Origin of the sequence: Piscinibacter sp. HJYY11 (genome assembly GCF_016735515.1) — a bacterium.
GTDB lineage: Bacteria > Pseudomonadota > Gammaproteobacteria > Burkholderiales > Burkholderiaceae_C > Rhizobacter.
This window is the reverse complement of record NZ_JAERQZ010000002.1, coordinates 464,501-479,802: the sequence shown is the minus strand read 5'-3', so window position 1 is coordinate 479,802 and position 15,302 is coordinate 464,501. Positions and strand designations below refer to the sequence as shown.

General features: G+C 67.2%; 14 protein-coding genes and 1 pseudogene. 7 read left to right on the top strand and 8 right to left on the bottom strand.

Going from position 1 to position 15,302, the window contains the following annotated elements; translation table 11 throughout:
- Positions 1–51: 51 nt before the first annotated feature.
- Positions 52–939 (top strand): 4-hydroxy-tetrahydrodipicolinate synthase, encoded by an 888-nt coding sequence (gene dapA / locus JI745_RS25800; protein ID WP_201813381.1) that lies wholly within the window; start codon positions 52–54, stop codon positions 937–939.
- Between the two features lie 20 nt (positions 940–959).
- On the opposite strand, the gene JI745_RS25795 is transcribed toward dapA, so the two are convergent.
- The 6 genes from JI745_RS25795 to JI745_RS25770 are packed head-to-tail and all read right to left on the bottom strand — an operon-like array spanning position 960 to position 6,893.
- Complete coding sequence (locus tag JI745_RS25795; RefSeq protein WP_201813380.1) at positions 960–1,211, bottom strand: MoaD/ThiS family protein; 252 nt, start codon at positions 1,209–1,211, stop codon at positions 960–962.
- Positions 1,208–2,416, bottom strand: a complete 1,209-nt coding sequence (glp, locus tag JI745_RS25790; protein WP_201813379.1) for a gephyrin-like molybdotransferase Glp — start codon at positions 2,414–2,416, stop codon at positions 1,208–1,210. The genes JI745_RS25795 and glp overlap by 4 nt, the downstream gene beginning before the upstream one ends.
- Positions 2,403–2,939 (bottom strand): molybdopterin-guanine dinucleotide biosynthesis protein B, encoded by a 537-nt coding sequence (gene mobB, locus JI745_RS25785; protein WP_201813378.1) that lies wholly within the window; start codon positions 2,937–2,939, stop codon positions 2,403–2,405. Before mobB ends, glp begins: the two co-directional genes overlap by 14 nt.
- 1 nt (position 2,940) lies before the next feature.
- The gene (gene thrC / locus JI745_RS25780; protein WP_201813377.1) at positions 2,941–4,332 is read right to left on the bottom strand and encodes a threonine synthase; all 1,392 of its coding nucleotides are present in this window, start codon (positions 4,330–4,332) and stop codon (positions 2,941–2,943) included.
- Positions 4,333–4,336: 4 nt separating this feature from the next.
- A complete protein-coding gene (locus JI745_RS25775; RefSeq protein WP_201813376.1) occupies positions 4,337–5,653 on the bottom strand; it encodes a homoserine dehydrogenase in 1,317 nt (438 codons plus the stop codon).
- Between the two features lie 10 nt (positions 5,654–5,663).
- Positions 5,664–6,893 (bottom strand): pyridoxal phosphate-dependent aminotransferase, encoded by a 1,230-nt coding sequence (locus JI745_RS25770; protein ID WP_201813375.1) that lies wholly within the window; start codon positions 6,891–6,893, stop codon positions 5,664–5,666.
- A 105-nt stretch (positions 6,894–6,998) separates the two neighbouring features.
- Here JI745_RS25770 and JI745_RS25765 point away from each other — a divergent pair, with 105 nt between their 5' ends.
- The 3 genes from JI745_RS25765 to JI745_RS25755 all read left to right on the top strand — a co-directional run bounded on the left by JI745_RS25765 (position 6,999) and on the right by JI745_RS25755 (position 9,823).
- Positions 6,999–7,370 carry an Mth938-like domain-containing protein gene (locus JI745_RS25765; protein ID WP_201813374.1) on the top strand — a complete coding sequence of 124 codons (372 nt, stop codon included), beginning with the start codon at positions 6,999–7,001 and terminating at the stop codon, positions 7,368–7,370.
- 102 nt (positions 7,371–7,472) lie between these two features.
- Positions 7,473–7,949 carry a peroxiredoxin gene (locus JI745_RS25760; RefSeq protein WP_201813373.1) on the top strand — a complete coding sequence of 159 codons (477 nt, stop codon included), beginning with the start codon at positions 7,473–7,475 and terminating at the stop codon, positions 7,947–7,949.
- Positions 7,950–8,170: 221 nt separating this feature from the next.
- Positions 8,171–9,823 carry a PhoH family protein gene (locus JI745_RS25755; protein WP_201813372.1) on the top strand — a complete coding sequence of 551 codons (1,653 nt, stop codon included), beginning with the start codon at positions 8,171–8,173 and terminating at the stop codon, positions 9,821–9,823.
- Between the two features lie 3 nt (positions 9,824–9,826).
- Here the strand turns inward: JI745_RS25755 and JI745_RS25750 are convergent.
- Both JI745_RS25750 and JI745_RS25745 read right to left on the bottom strand, forming a co-directional pair.
- Positions 9,827–11,719 (bottom strand): annotated as a pseudogene (locus JI745_RS25750) (propionate--CoA ligase); the annotation flags it as partial.
- 7 nt (positions 11,720–11,726) lie between these two features.
- A complete protein-coding gene (locus JI745_RS25745) occupies positions 11,727–12,707 on the bottom strand; it encodes an MDR family oxidoreductase (protein WP_201813370.1) in 981 nt (326 codons plus the stop codon).
- Positions 12,708–12,875: 168 nt separating this feature from the next.
- On the opposite strand from JI745_RS25745, the gene JI745_RS25740 reads away from it, so the two are divergent.
- From JI745_RS25740 to mobA, 3 genes are read left to right on the top strand one after another with little or no spacing between them, the layout of a single operon-like run.
- On the top strand, positions 12,876–13,550 hold the full coding sequence (locus tag JI745_RS25740; protein WP_201813369.1) for a C40 family peptidase: 675 nt from the start codon (positions 12,876–12,878) through the stop codon (positions 13,548–13,550).
- A 55-nt stretch (positions 13,551–13,605) separates the two neighbouring features.
- Positions 13,606–14,730 (top strand): GTP 3',8-cyclase MoaA, encoded by a 1,125-nt coding sequence (moaA, locus tag JI745_RS25735; RefSeq protein ID WP_201813368.1) that lies wholly within the window; start codon positions 13,606–13,608, stop codon positions 14,728–14,730.
- Positions 14,723–15,301 carry a molybdenum cofactor guanylyltransferase MobA gene (mobA, locus tag JI745_RS25730; protein WP_201813367.1) on the top strand — a complete coding sequence of 193 codons (579 nt, stop codon included), beginning with the start codon at positions 14,723–14,725 and terminating at the stop codon, positions 15,299–15,301. The genes moaA and mobA overlap by 8 nt, the downstream gene beginning before the upstream one ends.
- Position 15,302 lies beyond the last annotated feature (1 nt).

Here is a 15,302-nt window from a genome sequence, read left to right as displayed (position 1 = left end):
GAGCTCCACGACGCGGACCCTCCACCGGTCTTGTGTTCAAGGAGATGCTTCGTGGGTCAGTTCGTTGATTTTTCCGGCCTCTGGATTCCGCTGGTCACGCCCTTCCAAGGTGAGGGCGTGGACGTGTCCGCTCTGAGCCGCCTGGTGGACCACCTGGCGCGCTCGCCGATCACAGGCTTCGTGCCCTGCGGCAGCACCGGCGAAGCCGAGTCGCTCAGCCATGAGGAGCAGTTGGCCGTGCTCGACACGGTGCTCGCCAGCTGCCGCGACAAGCCGGTGGTGATGGGCCTGGCGGGCGTGCGCCTGCAGGACCTGCTGCGCCAGATGAACGAGATCGTGCGCAGGCCGGTGGCCGGGCTGCTCATCTCGCCACCGCAGTACTTGCGGCCCGCGCAGGCCGGCATCGTGGCGCACTTCCGCGCGCTGGCCGATGCGTCGCCGGTGCCGGTTGTCGTCTACGACATCCCCGCCCGCACCGGCGCCATGCTCTCCCTGGAGACGCTGCTCACGCTGGCCGAGCACCCCAACATCCGCGCGCTGAAGGACTGCGGCGGCGACGAGGAGAAGACCCGTGCCCTCATCGCCGATGGCCGCCTGGCGGTGCTCGCGGGTGACGACGCCCGCATCTTCAACACCGCCTGCCTAGGGGGTGCCGGTGCCATCGCGGCGGCGGGACATCTTCTGCCGGGGCACTTTGCGCGCCTCGTGTCCAGCGCACGTGCAGGCCGGCTGGAAGAAGCGCGGCAACTGCATCACATGCTCACGCCGCTGGCGCACGCCCTCTTTGCCGAGCCCAACCCGAGCGTCTTCAAGGCGGTGCTGGCACGGCAGGGCTGGATGAGCGACACGTTGCGCCTGCCGCACAGCCCGGCCTCGGTCGAAGCGGTCCAGCGCACCTGGGCGGCACTGGAGCGGGCCGAGCGTGTCCGCCTGCCCTGACCGACGCGATCGCGCTGGTTTCAACCGCCCGTCACGGGCGGGAAGAAGGCCAGCTCGGCGTTGTCATGCAATAAGTGCGATTCGTCGCACAGCGTCTGGTCGAGCGCGGTGCGCACGGCGCGGCTGCGGGCCAGCGCCTGGGCATGGGCGCCACCGCGGGCGATGAGCGTGTCGCGCACATGGGCGACGGTGCTGCCGTCGGCCGCCTCGATGGTTTCGCCGGCGCCAAGGGCCTCTCGCAGCGACGCGAAGTAGCGCACGCGGATCTTCATGCCACCCACTCCGCGAGCGAGATGAAGCGCACGGTGTCGCCGGCGCGGATGGGCGTCTCGGGCGGGTTGTCGATCAGGCCATCGGCCCACACAGTGGAGGTGAGCACGCCCGAGCCCTGGTTGGTGAAGAGGTCGAGGCCGCCGCGCTCGTTGCGGCGGGCGCGCAGGAATTCGCGGCGCTTGTCGGCACGCGGCCAGTCAAAGTCGGCTCGCATCGGCACGCCGGTCGGCAGCAGCGCGGTCGCCCCTTGCAACTTCAGCAGCAAGGGCCGCACGGCCAGCAGGAAGGTCACGAAGCTTGACACGGGGTTGCCGGGCAGGCCGACGAACCAAGCCTTGCCGGCATCGGCGCGGCGCACGCTGCCGAAGGCGAGCGGCTTGCCGGGCTTGATGGCCATCTGCCAAAGGTCGAGCGAGCCTTCTGCGTGCACCGCGGGCTTCAGGTGGTCCTCTTCCCCCACCGAAACACCACCGCTCGTGACGATGAGGTCATGGCCCTGCGCCGCACGACGCAGGGCATCGCGTGTCGCTTCGAGCTGGTCGGGAACGATCCCGAGGTCGGTGCACTCGCAGCCCAGTGCGTGGATCAAGGCGCGCAGCGTGAAGCGGTTGGAGTTGTAGATCGCACCCGGCTTCAGCGGCTCGCCGGGCATGGCGAGTTCGTCGCCCGTGGAGAACAGGGCGACCCGCGGGCGGCGCGTCACGGTCAGCGTCGCCGCCCCCCCGGTCGCGGCGAGGCCCAGCGCCTGCGGCGTGAGGCGCAGGCCGCGAGGCAGCGCCACGGCACCGCGCGACAGGTCTTCTCCACGGCGGCGGACGGCGGTGCCAGGCAGCGGCTCGGTGTTGATGCGCACGCTGCCGTCGAGCGCTTCACACTGCTCCTGCATCACGACCGCATCGGCGCCTTCGGGCAGGAAGGCGCCGGTGAAGATCCGTGCCGCCGTGCCGGCCTGCAGCGGCGTGCCCACGGTGCCCGCGGGGATGCGCTGGCTCACGGGCAACACGGTGCCGGCGGCCGGGACATCGGCACTGCGCAACGCATAGCCATCCATTGCGCTGTTGTCGGCCGACGGCACGTCGACGAGGGAGCGCACCTCCTCGGCCAGCACACGGCCCAGCCCGTTGAAGGTGGAGATGACCTCTGTCTCGGCCAGCGGCGACACCGCGCCCAGGAGCCGCGACTGGGCTTCGTCAAGCGTCAGCATCGAAGGGCGAGGTGTATTCATGGCGGTCGGCGTGGGACAGGAGGAAATCGGCCACCGCCTGCGGGTTGTCCAGGTCGAACACCGGCAGCGGCGTTGGCACCGGCAGATTGTGCGGCGCGTCGGTGGCCACCGCGATCACGAAAGGGTCGTCGGGATAGTGCGCGCGCTCGCCGGTCTCGGCCCGCCACACCTCGATCTTCAGCAGGTCGGCATGGCGGAAACCTTCGACGATGGCCCAGTCGCACGGCGCGAGCTCGGCCAGCAGCTGGTGCACGGTGAGCTCGGTCTCGACTTCGTACTCGCGCACCTTGGCCAGCCGGCGGTTGGACGCCACCACCACCTCGAAGGCACCCGCCTCGCGATGGCGATACGAGTCCTTGCCGGGGTGGTCGATGTCGAAGCGGTGATGCGCATGCTTGATCACCGACACACGCTGCCCCGCCTGCCTGAGGCAGCCGATCAGTTTCTCGATGAGCGTCGTCTTGCCGGATCCGGAGTAGCCGCAGAAGCCGACGACGCGCATGTCAGACGTTGCTGCGGATGTAGTTCTTCACCGCTTCGGCATCGGCCCTCATCACCTGGAAGCGCTTGGGCAGATTCTCGATGCCGTGCAGCGCCGCGGGCCGGTCCGGCTCGCGCCCCAGCGCTTCGACGATGGTCTCGGCGAACTTCGCGGGCAGCGCGGTTTCGAGCACGATCATCGGCACGTTGGGCTCGAGATATTCGCGCGCGACCTTCAGGCCGTCGGCGGTGTGGGTGTCGATCATCACGCCGCTGTCCTTGAACGTCTGGCGAATGGTCTCGAGGCGATCGGCGTGCGTGCTGTGGCCCGAGAGGAAGCCGTAGACGGAGATGCGGTCGAACTCGCCCGGGGTCAGCTGGAAATGCCCGGCCTGGAACAGCTCGCGCACGCGGTCGGCGTTGCGGCCGAGCAGGTCGAAGACGAAGCGCTCGAAGTTCGAGGCCTTGGAGATGTCCATCGAGGGGCTGGAGGTCTCATAGGTCTCGGCGCTCGCACGCGGGCGATAGGTGCCGGTGCGGAAGAACTCGTCGAGCACGCGGTTCTCGTTGGTCGCCAGCACCAGGCGCTTGATCGGCAGGCCCATCATGCGCGCGACGTGACCGGCGCAGATGTTGCCGAAGTTGCCCGAGGGCACGGCGAAGCTGACGCGCTCCTGCTCGCTCTGGGTCGCCTGGAAGTAGCCGGCGAAGTAGTACACGACCTGGGCCAGCAGGCGAGCCCAGTTGATCGAGTTCACCGTGCCGATGCGGTACTTGCGCTTGAACTCGAGGTCGTTGGACGTGGCCTTGACGATGTCCTGGCAATCGTCGAACACGCCTTCGATGGTGATGTTGTGGATGTTCGCGTCCTGCAGGCTGAACATCTGCGCCTGCTGGAAGGGGCTCATGCGGCCGTGCGGCGAGAGCATGAAGACGTTCACGCCAGCCTTGCCGCGCATCGCGTATTCGGCGGCGCTGCCGGTGTCGCCCGAGGTGGCGCCGAGGATGTTGAGCGTCTCGCCGCGGCGGCCCAATTCATATTCGAAGAGGTTGCCGAGCAGCTGCATCGCCATGTCCTTGAAGGCGAGCGTGGGCCCGTTCGACAAGGCTTCGAGGTACAGGCCGGGCTGCACCTGCTTGAGCGGCGTGATCTCCTTCGTGCCGAAGACTTCTGGCGTGTAGGTCTTCTCGACCAGGCGGCGCAGGTCGGCGGCCGGGATGTCGTCGATGTAGAGCGACAGGATCTCGAATGCCAGCTCGGCATACGAGAGCTTGCGCCACTTCGCCAGCATCGCGCGGGTGACGATGGGGTAGTGCGTCGGCAGGTACAGGCCGCCGTCCGGCGCCAGGCCTTCGAGCAGGATGTCGGAGAAGCCGCGCGGCGTCTTGTCGCCGCGGGTGGAGATGTATTTCATCGGTTTAGTTCAGCTCTTCCTTGCGGATGCGGACGATCGGGGCGAGCACCGTCGGCAGGGCCTGCATCTGCGCGATGGCCTTGTTCATCTCGCCTTCGGTCGTGTCGTGCGTCAGGATGATCACGTCGGTCTGCGCTTCGCCTTCGGCCGACTCGCGCTGCAGCAGCGCGTCGATCGAGATGCCACCCTCGGCCAGGATGCCGGTGATGCGCGCCAGCACGCCGGCCTGGTCGGCCACCTGCAGGCGGAGGTAGAACGAGGTGACCACGTCGTCCATGCCCAGGATCGCCGTGTTGGCGAGCTCCTTGGGCTGGAAGGCCAGGTGCGGCACGCGGTGGTCGGGGTCGGCCGTGTGCAGGCGCGTGATGTCGACGAGGTCGGCGATCACGGCCGAGGCGGTGGGCTCGGAGCCGGCGCCCTTGCCGTAGTAGAGCGTCGTGCCGACGGCGTCGCCATGCACGACCACGGCGTTCATCGCGCCTTCGACGTTGGCGATCAGGCGCTTGGCCGGGATCAGCGTCGGGTGCACGCGCAGCTCGATGCCCTTCGCGTCGTCGCGGCGCTTCGTGATGCCCAGGAGCTTGATCCGGTAGCCGAGTTGCTCGGCGTAGTTGATGTCGGCCGCCTGCAGCTTGGTGATGCCCTCGACGTGCGCCTTGTCGAACTGCACCGGGATGCCGAAGGCGATGGCGCTCATGATGGTCGCCTTGTGCGCGGCGTCGACGCCTTCGATGTCGAAGGTCGGGTCGGCCTCCGCGTAGCCCAGGCGTTGTGCTTCCTTCAGCACCACGTCGAAGTCGAGGCCCTTGGCGCGCATCTCGGACAGGATGAAATTGGTGGTGCCGTTGATGATGCCGGCGATCCACTCGATGCGGTTGGCGGTGAGCCCTTCGCGCAGTGCCTTGATGATGGGGATGCCGCCGGCCACCGCCGCTTCGAAGGCGACGATCACGCCCTTCTCGTGGGCGGCCGCGAATATCTCGGTGCCGTGCACCGCGAGCAAGGCCTTGTTGGCGGTGACCACGTGCTTGCCGGCTGCGATGGCTTCCATTACCAGCGTCTTGGCCACGCCATATCCGCCGATCAGTTCGATGACGATGTCGATCTCGGGATTGGCGATCACCTCGCGGGCATCGCCCACCACTTTGGCGGCGTCGCCCACCACCGACTTGGCGCGGGCGGTGTCGAGGTCGGCCACCATGGTGATCTGAATGCCGCGGCCCGCACGGCGGCGGATCTCTTCCTGGTTGCGCTGGAGCACGTTGAACGTGCCGCTGCCGACGGTGCCGATGCCGAGGAGGCCGACTTGGATGGGCTTCATAGGTGTTGTCTCAGTGGTGCCGCTTGGCGTAGTGATGCAGGAAGCGCGCGATGCGGCCGATCGCGTCGGTGAGGTCGTCGCTGTTGGGCAGGAAGACCACGCGGAAGTGGTCGGGCTGCGTCCAGTTGAAGCCAGTGCCTTGCACGATCAGCACCTTCTCTTCGGCGAGCAGCTCGTAGGCGAACTGCTGGTCGTCCTGGATCGGGTAGATCTTCGGATCCAGCTTCGGGAACATATAGAGCGCGGCCTTGGGCTTGACGCAGGTAACGCCGGGGATGTCGGTCAGCAGCTTGTACGCGAGGTCGCGCTGGCGGCCGAGGCGGCCGGTGGGCAGCACCAGGTCCTTGATGCTCTGGTAGCCGCCGAGCGCCGTCTGGATCGCGAGCTGGCCCGGCGTGTTGGCGCACAGGCGCAGCGAGGCCAGCATGTTGAGGCCTTCGATGTAGTCCTTCGCATGGCGCTTCTCGCCCGAGACCACCATCCAGCCGGCGCGGTAACCGCAGGCACGGTAGTTCTTCGACAGGCCGTTGAAAGTGACGAAGAGAACATCGTCGGCGAGCGACGCCATGCTGGTGTGCACGTGGCCGTCGTACAGCGTCTTGTCGTAGATCTCGTCGACCAGCACGATCAGCTGGTGCTGGCGCGCCACTTCGATGATGTCGAGCAGCACGCTCTCGGGGTACAGCGTGCCGGTCGGGTTGTTGGGGTTGATGACGACGATGGCGCGCGTGTTCGACGTGATCTTGCGCTTGATGTCGGCCACGTCGGGCATCCAGTCGGCCTGCTCGTCGCACATGTAGTGCACCGGCGTGCCGCCTGAGAGGCCGGTGACGGCCGTCCACAGCGGGTAATCGGGCGCGGGGATCAGCACCTCGTCGCCGTTGTTGAGCAGCGCGTTGAGGCTCATCGCAATCAGCTCGGAAGCGCCGTTGCCGAGGTAGACGTCGTCGACCGAGACACCGGCGATGCGCTTCTCCTGCGTGTAGTGCACGATGGCCTTGCGCGGGGCGAAGAGGCCCTTGCTGTCGGTGTAGCCCGCCGCCACTTGCGAGGGCAGGTTGCGGATCATGTCCTGCACGATCTCGTCGGGAGGCTCGAGCCCGAACGCGGCCACATTGCCGATGTTGAGCTTGATGATCTTTTGGCCCTCGTCCTCCATCTGGCGGGCCTTTTCCAGCACCGGCCCGCGGATGTCATAGGCCACGCTGGCCAATTTGCCGGACTTGACGATGGGCTTCAACACGGTCTCCAAAGCGGCGCAAAGCCTAGAATTATCCCTGATCGCCCCCACTTTCACGCCTGTCGCGCCCTCCTGGTTCGGCAACGCAATTTCCGGATCCGTGAATTGAAGCTCCAACCCGATCGAATCGAAGGCGTGAACGTCATTTCAGGGCTGACCGCCGATGCGGTGTCGGTCAACGGCGTCAAGCACACCAGCAGCATCGTGATCCCCTGGGTAGGCGACGTCGGGGCGTGGGGCACGGCAGGCTTCGAGGCCCTCACCGCGGAAGATTTCGACCGGCTGGCCGCGCTCGGCCCCGAGCTCGTGATCTTCGGCAGCGGCGCGCGCATCCGCTTCGCTCCGCCCCTGCTGTTGCGGGGCCTGATGGCGCGGCGAATCGGCATCGAGACCATGGACACTGCCGCCGCCTGCCGCACCTACAACGTGCTCGCCGGCGAGAGCCGCAAAGTGGTAGCGGCACTGCTCCTCGGGTAAGCCTCTCGCCCGTTTTGGGGACGTCGCCCGCGGCGATTCGGGCACGCGCGAGCCCTTATAATTGCGTGCTACGCCTTACAGGGCGCAACTCCAGAATTCTTCATGACGCCAGCCCTCAATAAACCTCTCCCGGAATTTGAAGCGCTCGCAACCGGTGGCGTGAAGTTCACGCCCCAGGCATACGCCGGGCAAACGGTCGTGCTGTACTTCTACCCCAAGGACAACACCCCTGGCTGTACCACCGAGGCGATGCAGTTCCGTGATCGCCACAAGGACTTCGTGAAGGCCGGCGCCGTGGTCTTCGGCGTCTCGCGCGACAACATGAGCTCGCACGACAAGTTCAAGCAGAACCTGGAGCTGCCCTACGAGCTGATCGCCGACACGGAAGAGAAGCTCTGCCACATGTTCGGCGTGGTGAAGAACAAGATCATGTACGGCAAGAAGGTCAAGGGCATCGAGCGCAGCACTTTCCTGATCGACAGCGACGGCGTGCTGCGGGCCGAATGGCGCGGCATCAAGGTCGCCGGCCACGTCGACGAAGTGCTCAAGGCGGTGAAGTCGCTGAAAAAGGCCGCCTGAGCGGGCTGCGCGACTTTTCCCACGAAAGCCGGCCCTGTGCCGGCTTTTGTTTTCACGGGTTTTTTGTTTTTCAACCACGCTCTGTTCATGGCGGTTGAGTCGCCACATCACTTGTGCATAATGGTTTTCATGCCCGTGTGTTGTGAACCTCGTGCTCCCCAGACAAAGCCGCACAGTCGACTGTGCGGCTTTTTTGTTTTCTCACTGCCGCACTGAACTACATGCCACTGCCCAAGCCGCCTGCCAAACGAGCCGCCCTCCTCACCCCCGCCGACTTCGAATCCCAGGCAGCGCCCAAACCGGGCAAACGAACTCAGAAACACGCCGCCTCCGAACCCTCCGGCCCCGCCGTGCTGGACCTCCTGGAGCCGCCGCGTGAAGCCGCCCCGCTGATCCCTCGTGCCGCGGCGCCCGCCCCTGTGGCCGCCCGCCCCCCATTGCCCGAGCCGCGTCGCCGCAAGCCGAGGCACACCGGCCCGGCCAAGCTCTTCGTGCTCGACACCAACGTGCTGATGCACGACCCGATGAGCGTCTTCCGCTTCGAGGAGCACGACGTCTACCTGCCGATGATCACGCTCGAGGAGCTGGACGATCACAAGAAAGGCATGTCGGAAGTGGCGCGCAACGCCCGCCAGGTGAGCCGCGACCTCGATGCGCTGGCGGCCTCCCTGTCGGACGGCAATGGCCGCGACATGGCCGAAGGCCTGCCGCTCGACAGCACCGGCCACAAGGACGCCACCGGCAAGCTGTTCTTCCAGACCACGCTGGTCAACGTCAATCTGCCCGCCGGGCTGCCGCAGGGCAAGGCCGACAACCAGATCCTCGGCGTGGTGCAGGCACTGCGCGAGCAGCACCCCAAGCGCGAGGTCGTGCTGGTGTCGAAAGACATCAACATGCGCATCAAGGCCCGAGCCCTGGGCCTGGCCGCCGAAGACTATTTCAACGACAAGACGCTCGACGACGGCGACCTGCTCTACACCGGCGTGCTGCCGCTGCCGTCCGACTTCTGGGACCAGCACGGCAAGACCATGGAAAGCTGGAACCAGGGCGGCTGCACCTACTACCGCATCAGCGGGCCGATGGTGCCGGCCCTGATGGTCAACCAGTTCGTCTACCTCGAAGCGCCGGGCGCCGCCCCGCTCTACGCCAAGGTCGCCGAGATCACCGGCAAGACCGCGGTGCTGCGAACCTTGCGCGAATACACCCACCAGAAGAACGCCGTCTGGGGCGTGACCGCGCGCAACCGCGAGCAGAACTTCGCCCTGAACTTGCTGATGGACCCGGAGTGCGACTTCATCACCCTCACCGGCACCGCCGGCACGGGCAAGACGCTGATGACGCTCGCCGCCGGCCTTTCCCAGGTGATGGACGACCGCCGCTACACCGAGATCATCGTGACGCGCGTGACCGTGCCGGTGGGTGAAGACATCGGCTTCCTGCCCGGCACCGAAGAGGAAAAGATGGGCCCGTGGATGGGCGCGCTCGACGACAACCTCGAGGTGCTGTCCAAGACCGACAGCGGCGCCGGCGAATGGGGACGTGCCGCCACCAACGACCTCGTGCGCAGCAAGATCAAGATCAAGAGCCTGAACTTCATGCGCGGGCGAACCTTCCTCAACAAGTTCGTCATCATCGACGAGGCGCAGAACCTCACGCCCAAGCAGATGAAGACACTGATCACGCGCGCCGGCCCCGGGACCAAGATCGTCTGCCTCGGCAACCTCGCCCAGATCGACACGCCGTACCTCACGGAAGGCAGCTCGGGCCTCACCTACGCGGTCGACCGTTTCAAGGGCTGGCCGCACTCGGGCCACGTGACGCTGGCGCGTGGCGAGCGTTCGCGCCTGGCGGACTTCGCGTCCGAGGTGCTGTAAGACTCAGACCAGATCGCGGATCTGCTGCAGCGCAGTCGGGTCCTCGATCGTGGTCAGGTCGCCGGGGTCGCGGCCTTCGCACACCGCCTGGATGGCGCGGCGCAGCAGCTTGCCCGAGCGTGTCTTGGGCAGCACCGTCACGAAGCGCACCCGTGCCGGCCGGGCCACGGCGCCGAGGCTCTGGTCGACCGTCTTCATGATCTCGCCCTCGAGCTTGAGCCTGCCCGCCTCGTCGGCGATCAGGCCCGGGTCTTTCACGACGGCGAAGGCCATCGCCACCTGCCCCTTGAGCGAGTCGGCCACGCCGACCACCGCCACCTCGGCCACCGCAGGGTGGCCCGAGATGCTCTCCTCGATCTCCCGCGTGCCCAGTCGGTGGCCGGCCACGTTGATCACGTCATCGGTGCGACCGAGGATGAAGTAGTAGCCGTCCTCGTCGCGGATGCCCCAGTCGAAGGTGCTGTAGACCATGCGGCCGGGCACCGTGTTCCAGTAGGTCTTCACGAAGCGCTCGTCGTCACCCCACACCGTCTGCATGCAGCCGGGCGGCAGCGGGCCTTCGATCGCGAGCACGCCCTTGTCGTTCGCTCCGGTTAACTCTTCACCGGTCGACTCGTCCAGCAGCTTCACGTCGTAGCCGTACATCGCGAAGCCCGGGCTGCCGAACTTGCTCTTCGCTTTCTCCACGCCGTTGGCGATGGTGAGGATGGGCCAGCCGGTCTCGGTCTGCCAGTAGTTGTCGATCACCGGTTTGCCGAGCGCCCTGGCGATCCAGGTGGCCGTGGGCTCATCCAGCGGTTCGCCTGCGAGGAAGAGCGTGCGCAGGGAGCTCAGGTCGTGTTCGCGGATGAAGCGTTCGTCGTGCTTCTTCAGCACCCGCACCGCGGTCGGCGCCGTGAACATCAGGTTGACCTTGTACTTCTCGACCAGGCTCCACCACACGCCGGCATCCGGCCGGACGGGCAGGCCTTCGTACATCACGGTTGCCATGCCGGCGATCAGCGGGCCATAGATGATGTAGCTGTGGCCGACCACCCAGCCGATGTCACTGGCGCTGAAGAAGGTCTCGCCGGGCTTGCCCTGGAAGACATGCTTCATGCTGCCCGCCAGCGCCACCGCGTAGCCGCCGGTGTCGCGCTGCACGCCTTTGGGCTTGCCGGTTGTGCCGCTGGTGTAGAGGGTGTAGCTCGGGTCGGTGGCGCGCAGCCAGGTGCAGGGCACCTTCTCGTTCAGGTGCTGCTCGCGCAGCGCCGCATAGTCGGCATCGCGGCTGGTGCGCTCGAACGGCGCCAGACCACGGTCCACCATCAGCACCTTCTTCGGCTTGTGCGCGGACAAGCGCAGCGCCTCGTCGAGCAGCGGCTTGTACGGCACGACCTTGCCGCTGCGGCTGCCGGCGTCGGCGCTGACCACGACCACCGGCGTGGCGTCGTCGATGCGGCTCGCCAGGCTGTTGCTCGCAAAGCCGCCAAACACCACCGAGTGGATCGCACCGATGCGCGCACAGGCCAGCATCGCAAACGCCGCCTCCGGGATCATCGGCATGTAGATCAGCACGCGGTCGCCCTGCCTCACGCCCAGGGCCTTGAGGCAGGCAGCCATGCGCTGCACCTCGGCATGCAGCTCGCGGAAGCTGTAGACACGCTGCTGGTCGACCTCGGTCGACACCCAGATCAGCGCGTTCTGGTCGGGCCGCATCGCCACGTGGCGATCGACGGCGTTGTGGCAGAGGTTGGTCTCTCCACCGACGAACCACTTGGCAAACGGCGGCCTGCTGTAGTCGCAGATGGTCTGCGGCGGCTTGTGCCAATCGATGAGGGCCGCCTGCTCCCGCCAGAAGCCGTCGCGGTCTTCGAGCGAGCGGCGGTGGAAGTCTGCGTAGCGGCTCATCGCTGTCTCCTTTTTATCGAATGTGCACGACCAACCGGCCTCGCACCTTGCCGGCCATCAAGGCTTCGGCGTGCGAGATCGCGTCGCCGAGCTCGATGTCCTGGGCCACGCGCTCGAGCAGCTTAGGGTCCAAATCTTTCGCCAACCTGTCCCACGCCTGCTGGCGCAGCGCAAGCGGCGCCATGACGCTGTCGACACCCGCCAGCGTGACGCTGCGCAGGATGAAGGGCAGCACCGTGCCCGGCAGATCACTGCCTTGCGCGAGGCCACACGCGGCCACCACACCGCCGTAGCGGGTCTGCGCGCAGGCGTTGACGAGGGTGTGGCTGCCGACCGCATCGACGACCGCCGCCCAGCGCTCCTTCTGCAAGGGCTTGCCGGGCGCGCTCAGCTCGGCGCGATCGATCACGCCCACAGCGCCCAGCTCTTTCAGGTAATCGGCCTCGGCGGCCTTGCCGGTCGAGCCGACCACGCGATAACCCAGGCGAGCGAGCAAGGCCGTCGCCACGCTGCCGACGCCACCGGTGGCACCGGTCACCAGCACCTCGCCGTCACCCGGCTTCAAGCCGTGGCGCTCCAGCGCCAGCACGCAGAGCATGGCGGTGTAGCCGGCGGTGCCGATCGCCATGGCCTGGCGTGAGGTGAACGCCGCAGGCAGCTTGACCAGCCAGTCGCCCTTGAGCCGGGCCCGCTCGGCCAGGCAACCCCAGTGCGTTTCGCCGACGCCCCAGCCGTTGAGCACGAAGCGGTCACCGGGCTTCCAGCCGGGGTGCTGGCTCTCGAGCACGGTGCCAGCCCCGTCGATGCCGGCGACCATGGGCCACTGGCGCACCACCGGCGCTTTGTTGGTGATCGCCAGGCCATCCTTGTAGTTGAGGGTGGAGCACTCGACCTGGACCAGCACGTCACCAGCCGGCAGGCGGGCTTCGTCCACGGACTGGACTTGGGCGGAGAAGCCGGCGTCGGTCTTCTCCAGCAGCAAAGCTTTGAACATGTTTCAACTCCTGAACAGGGAAGTGGAGGCTAACCGGTGAGCCTTTGGCCTGCATCGGGGCGGGCCAGGGGCTGCAGGAGCGAATCGCATGAAGAAAGACTGATAAGTCCCTGTCGCACCTGCCTTTTCGGTTGACGCTCGTCGCCCGGCTCCCCTATCCTGCAGCCCATGACTCGCCAGCCCGTGCCCCGCTTGCGTTCAGCGCTTCTCGCGCTGGCCTGCGCGTGTGCGGCCGCGGGGGTCCAGGCCGCGCCCGAAGGCCAGGACCTGGTGGCCCAGTTGCTGATCGAGCGTGGCGTGCTGGAGAAGCGCCACACCTCCGGCTCCAACGCCGTGGCCATCGACAGCGCCGCCTCCATCGGGCGCCAGGTGCGCGACACCACGTCAGGCCTCGTCGTGTCGGCGATGAACTTCCTCGGCGTGCCCTACAAGCGTGGCGGCGACAACTCCGACGACGGCTTCGACTGCAGCGGCTTCACCCGCCACATCTACGAAAGCACCCTCGGCCTGGTGCTGCCCCGCCGGGTCGATGACCAGGCCAAGGCGACAGGCTTTTCCCCGGTGAAGAAAGACGAGTTGCAGCCCGGCGATCTGGTGTTCTTCAACACCCTGCGCCGCACCTTCTCGCACGTCGGCATCTACATCGGCGAAGGCAAGTTCATTCACGCCCCGCGCACCGGCGGCGAAGTGCGCGTCGAGAGCATGGGCGTGAAGTACTGGGCCAAGCGTTTCACCGGCGCCCGCCGCGCCGACAGCGCAGCCTCACTGGCGACGGCCACGCCAGCCGCGACACCGGCCACCGTGGCCGAGCCCGCGCCCGCCATCCCCAACGACGTGCCATAACGCCGCTCAGGCACCCTCTCGCGCAGGCGCAGCGCCGCAGCGGCACAATCGGGCGATGACCGAGAAAGTCATCCCCCTGGCCGACCACCGCTATGCCGCGGCGTTGCCGCGCATTCCAGCGCAGCCGATCGTGCCGACGGGCCTCTTGTCCGACACCCTGGGCCGCCCGCTGCGCGACCTGCGCATCTCCGTCACCGACCGGTGCAACTTCCGCTGCGGCTACTGCATGCCCAAGGAAGTGTTCGACAAGCACTACCAGTTCCTGCCGCACACCTCGTTGCTGAGCTTCGAGGAGATCACCCGCACCGCCCGCCTCTTCGCCGCCCATGGCGTGCAGAAGATCCGCCTTACTGGCGGCGAGCCGCTGCTGCGCAAGCACATCGAGGTGCTGGTCGAGATGCTGGCGCAGCTGCGCACGCCCGATGGCGAGCCGCTCGACCTCACCCTCACCACCAACGGGTCCCTGCTCGCCCGCAAGGCCCAGGCGCTGAAGGACGCCGGCCTCAAACGCATCACCGTCAGCCTCGACGCCCTCGACGACACCATCTTCCGCCGCATGAACGACGCCGACTTCCCGGTCGCCGACGTGCTGGCCGGCATCGAGGCGGCCGAGCGTGTGGGTCTCGGGCCGATCAAGGTCAACATGGTGGTGCAGCGCGGCGTCAACGACCACGAGATCGTGCCGATGGCGCGCCACTTCCGCGATCACTTCGGCGGCCGCGTGGTGCTGCGCTTCATCGAGTTCATGGACGTGGGCGAGACCAACGGCTGGCGCATGGACCAGGTGCTGCCCTCCTCCGAAGTCGTCGCCCGGCTCAACGAAGTCTTTCCGTTGCACGCCATCGGCGCCAACTACGCCGGCGAGACCGCCGAGCGTTGGGCCTACGCAGACGGCGGCGGCGAGATCGGCGCGATCTCCAGCGTCACCCAGGCCTTCTGCCGCGACTGCAACCGCGCCCGGCTGTCGACCGAAGGCAAGCTCTTCCTCTGCCTCTTCGCGACGCAAGGCCACGACCTGCGCGCCCTGCTGCGCGGCGGCCACAGCGACGAGCAGATCGCCGGCGCCATCGGCCTCATCTGGCAAGGCCGCAGCGATCGCTACTCCGAACTGCGCGGCGCGCAGGCGGCCGAGGCCGGCTCGGGCCAACGCCGCGTCGAGATGCACTACATCGGTGGTTGATCGTTCCGAGATCACCGGCCTCGTGCTGGCCGGCGGCCAGGGCAGCCGGCTCGGGGGTGTCGACAAGGGCCTGCAGCTTCATCGAGGCCAGCCACTGGCGCTGCAGGCACTGCAACGCCTCACGCCGCAGGTCGGCAAGGTGATGCTGAGCGCGAACCGCCACCTCGACGAATACGCCCGCTGGGGCGCCCCGGTGTGGCCAGACCCCCCGGATCTTTCTGGTTACCAGGGCCCACTCGCCGGCTTCCTGGCCGGCCTGGCACATGCCGACACGCCCTACCTGGCCACGGTGCCCTGCGACTGCCCGCGCTTCCCGGATGACCTGGTGGCCCGTCTCGCCGAGGCGATGCAAGACGAGATCGACCTCGTGCTCGCCCGCACCGCCGCGGGCACCGAGCCTGCCTTCTGCCTGATGCGGCTCGGCGTGGCCGGCAGCCTGCGCCGCTACCTCGCGGCGGGCGAACGGAAGGTCGGCCGCTGGATGTCACAGATGCGGCGGGCCGAGGTCACCTTCGACGACCCGGCTGCCTTCTTCAACATCAACACGCCCGACGACCTGGCCCGCGCCTGAA

Coding starts and splice junctions, on each gene's coding strand:
- JI745_RS25795 (WP_201813380.1), bottom strand. CDS start 1,211: ATGAAGATCCGCGTGCGCTACTTCGCGTCGCTGCGAGAGGCCCTTGGC.
- glp (WP_201813379.1), bottom strand. CDS start 2,416: ATGCTGACGCTTGACGAAGCCCAGTCGCGGCTCCTGGGCGCGGTGTCG.
- mobB (WP_201813378.1), bottom strand. CDS start 2,939: ATGCGCGTCGTCGGCTTCTGCGGCTACTCCGGATCCGGCAAGACGACG.
- thrC (WP_201813377.1), bottom strand. CDS start 4,332: ATGAAATACATCTCCACCCGCGGCGACAAGACGCCGCGCGGCTTCTCC.
- JI745_RS25775 (WP_201813376.1), bottom strand. CDS start 5,653: ATGAAGCCCATCCAAGTCGGCCTCCTCGGCATCGGCACCGTCGGCAGC.
- JI745_RS25760 (WP_201813373.1), top strand. CDS start 7,473: ATGACGCCAGCCCTCAATAAACCTCTCCCGGAATTTGAAGCGCTCGCA.
- JI745_RS25755 (WP_201813372.1), top strand. CDS start 8,171: ATGCCACTGCCCAAGCCGCCTGCCAAACGAGCCGCCCTCCTCACCCCC.
- JI745_RS25745 (WP_201813370.1), bottom strand. CDS start 12,707: ATGTTCAAAGCTTTGCTGCTGGAGAAGACCGACGCCGGCTTCTCCGCC.
- JI745_RS25740 (WP_201813369.1), top strand. CDS start 12,876: ATGACTCGCCAGCCCGTGCCCCGCTTGCGTTCAGCGCTTCTCGCGCTG.
- moaA (WP_201813368.1), top strand. CDS start 13,606: ATGACCGAGAAAGTCATCCCCCTGGCCGACCACCGCTATGCCGCGGCG.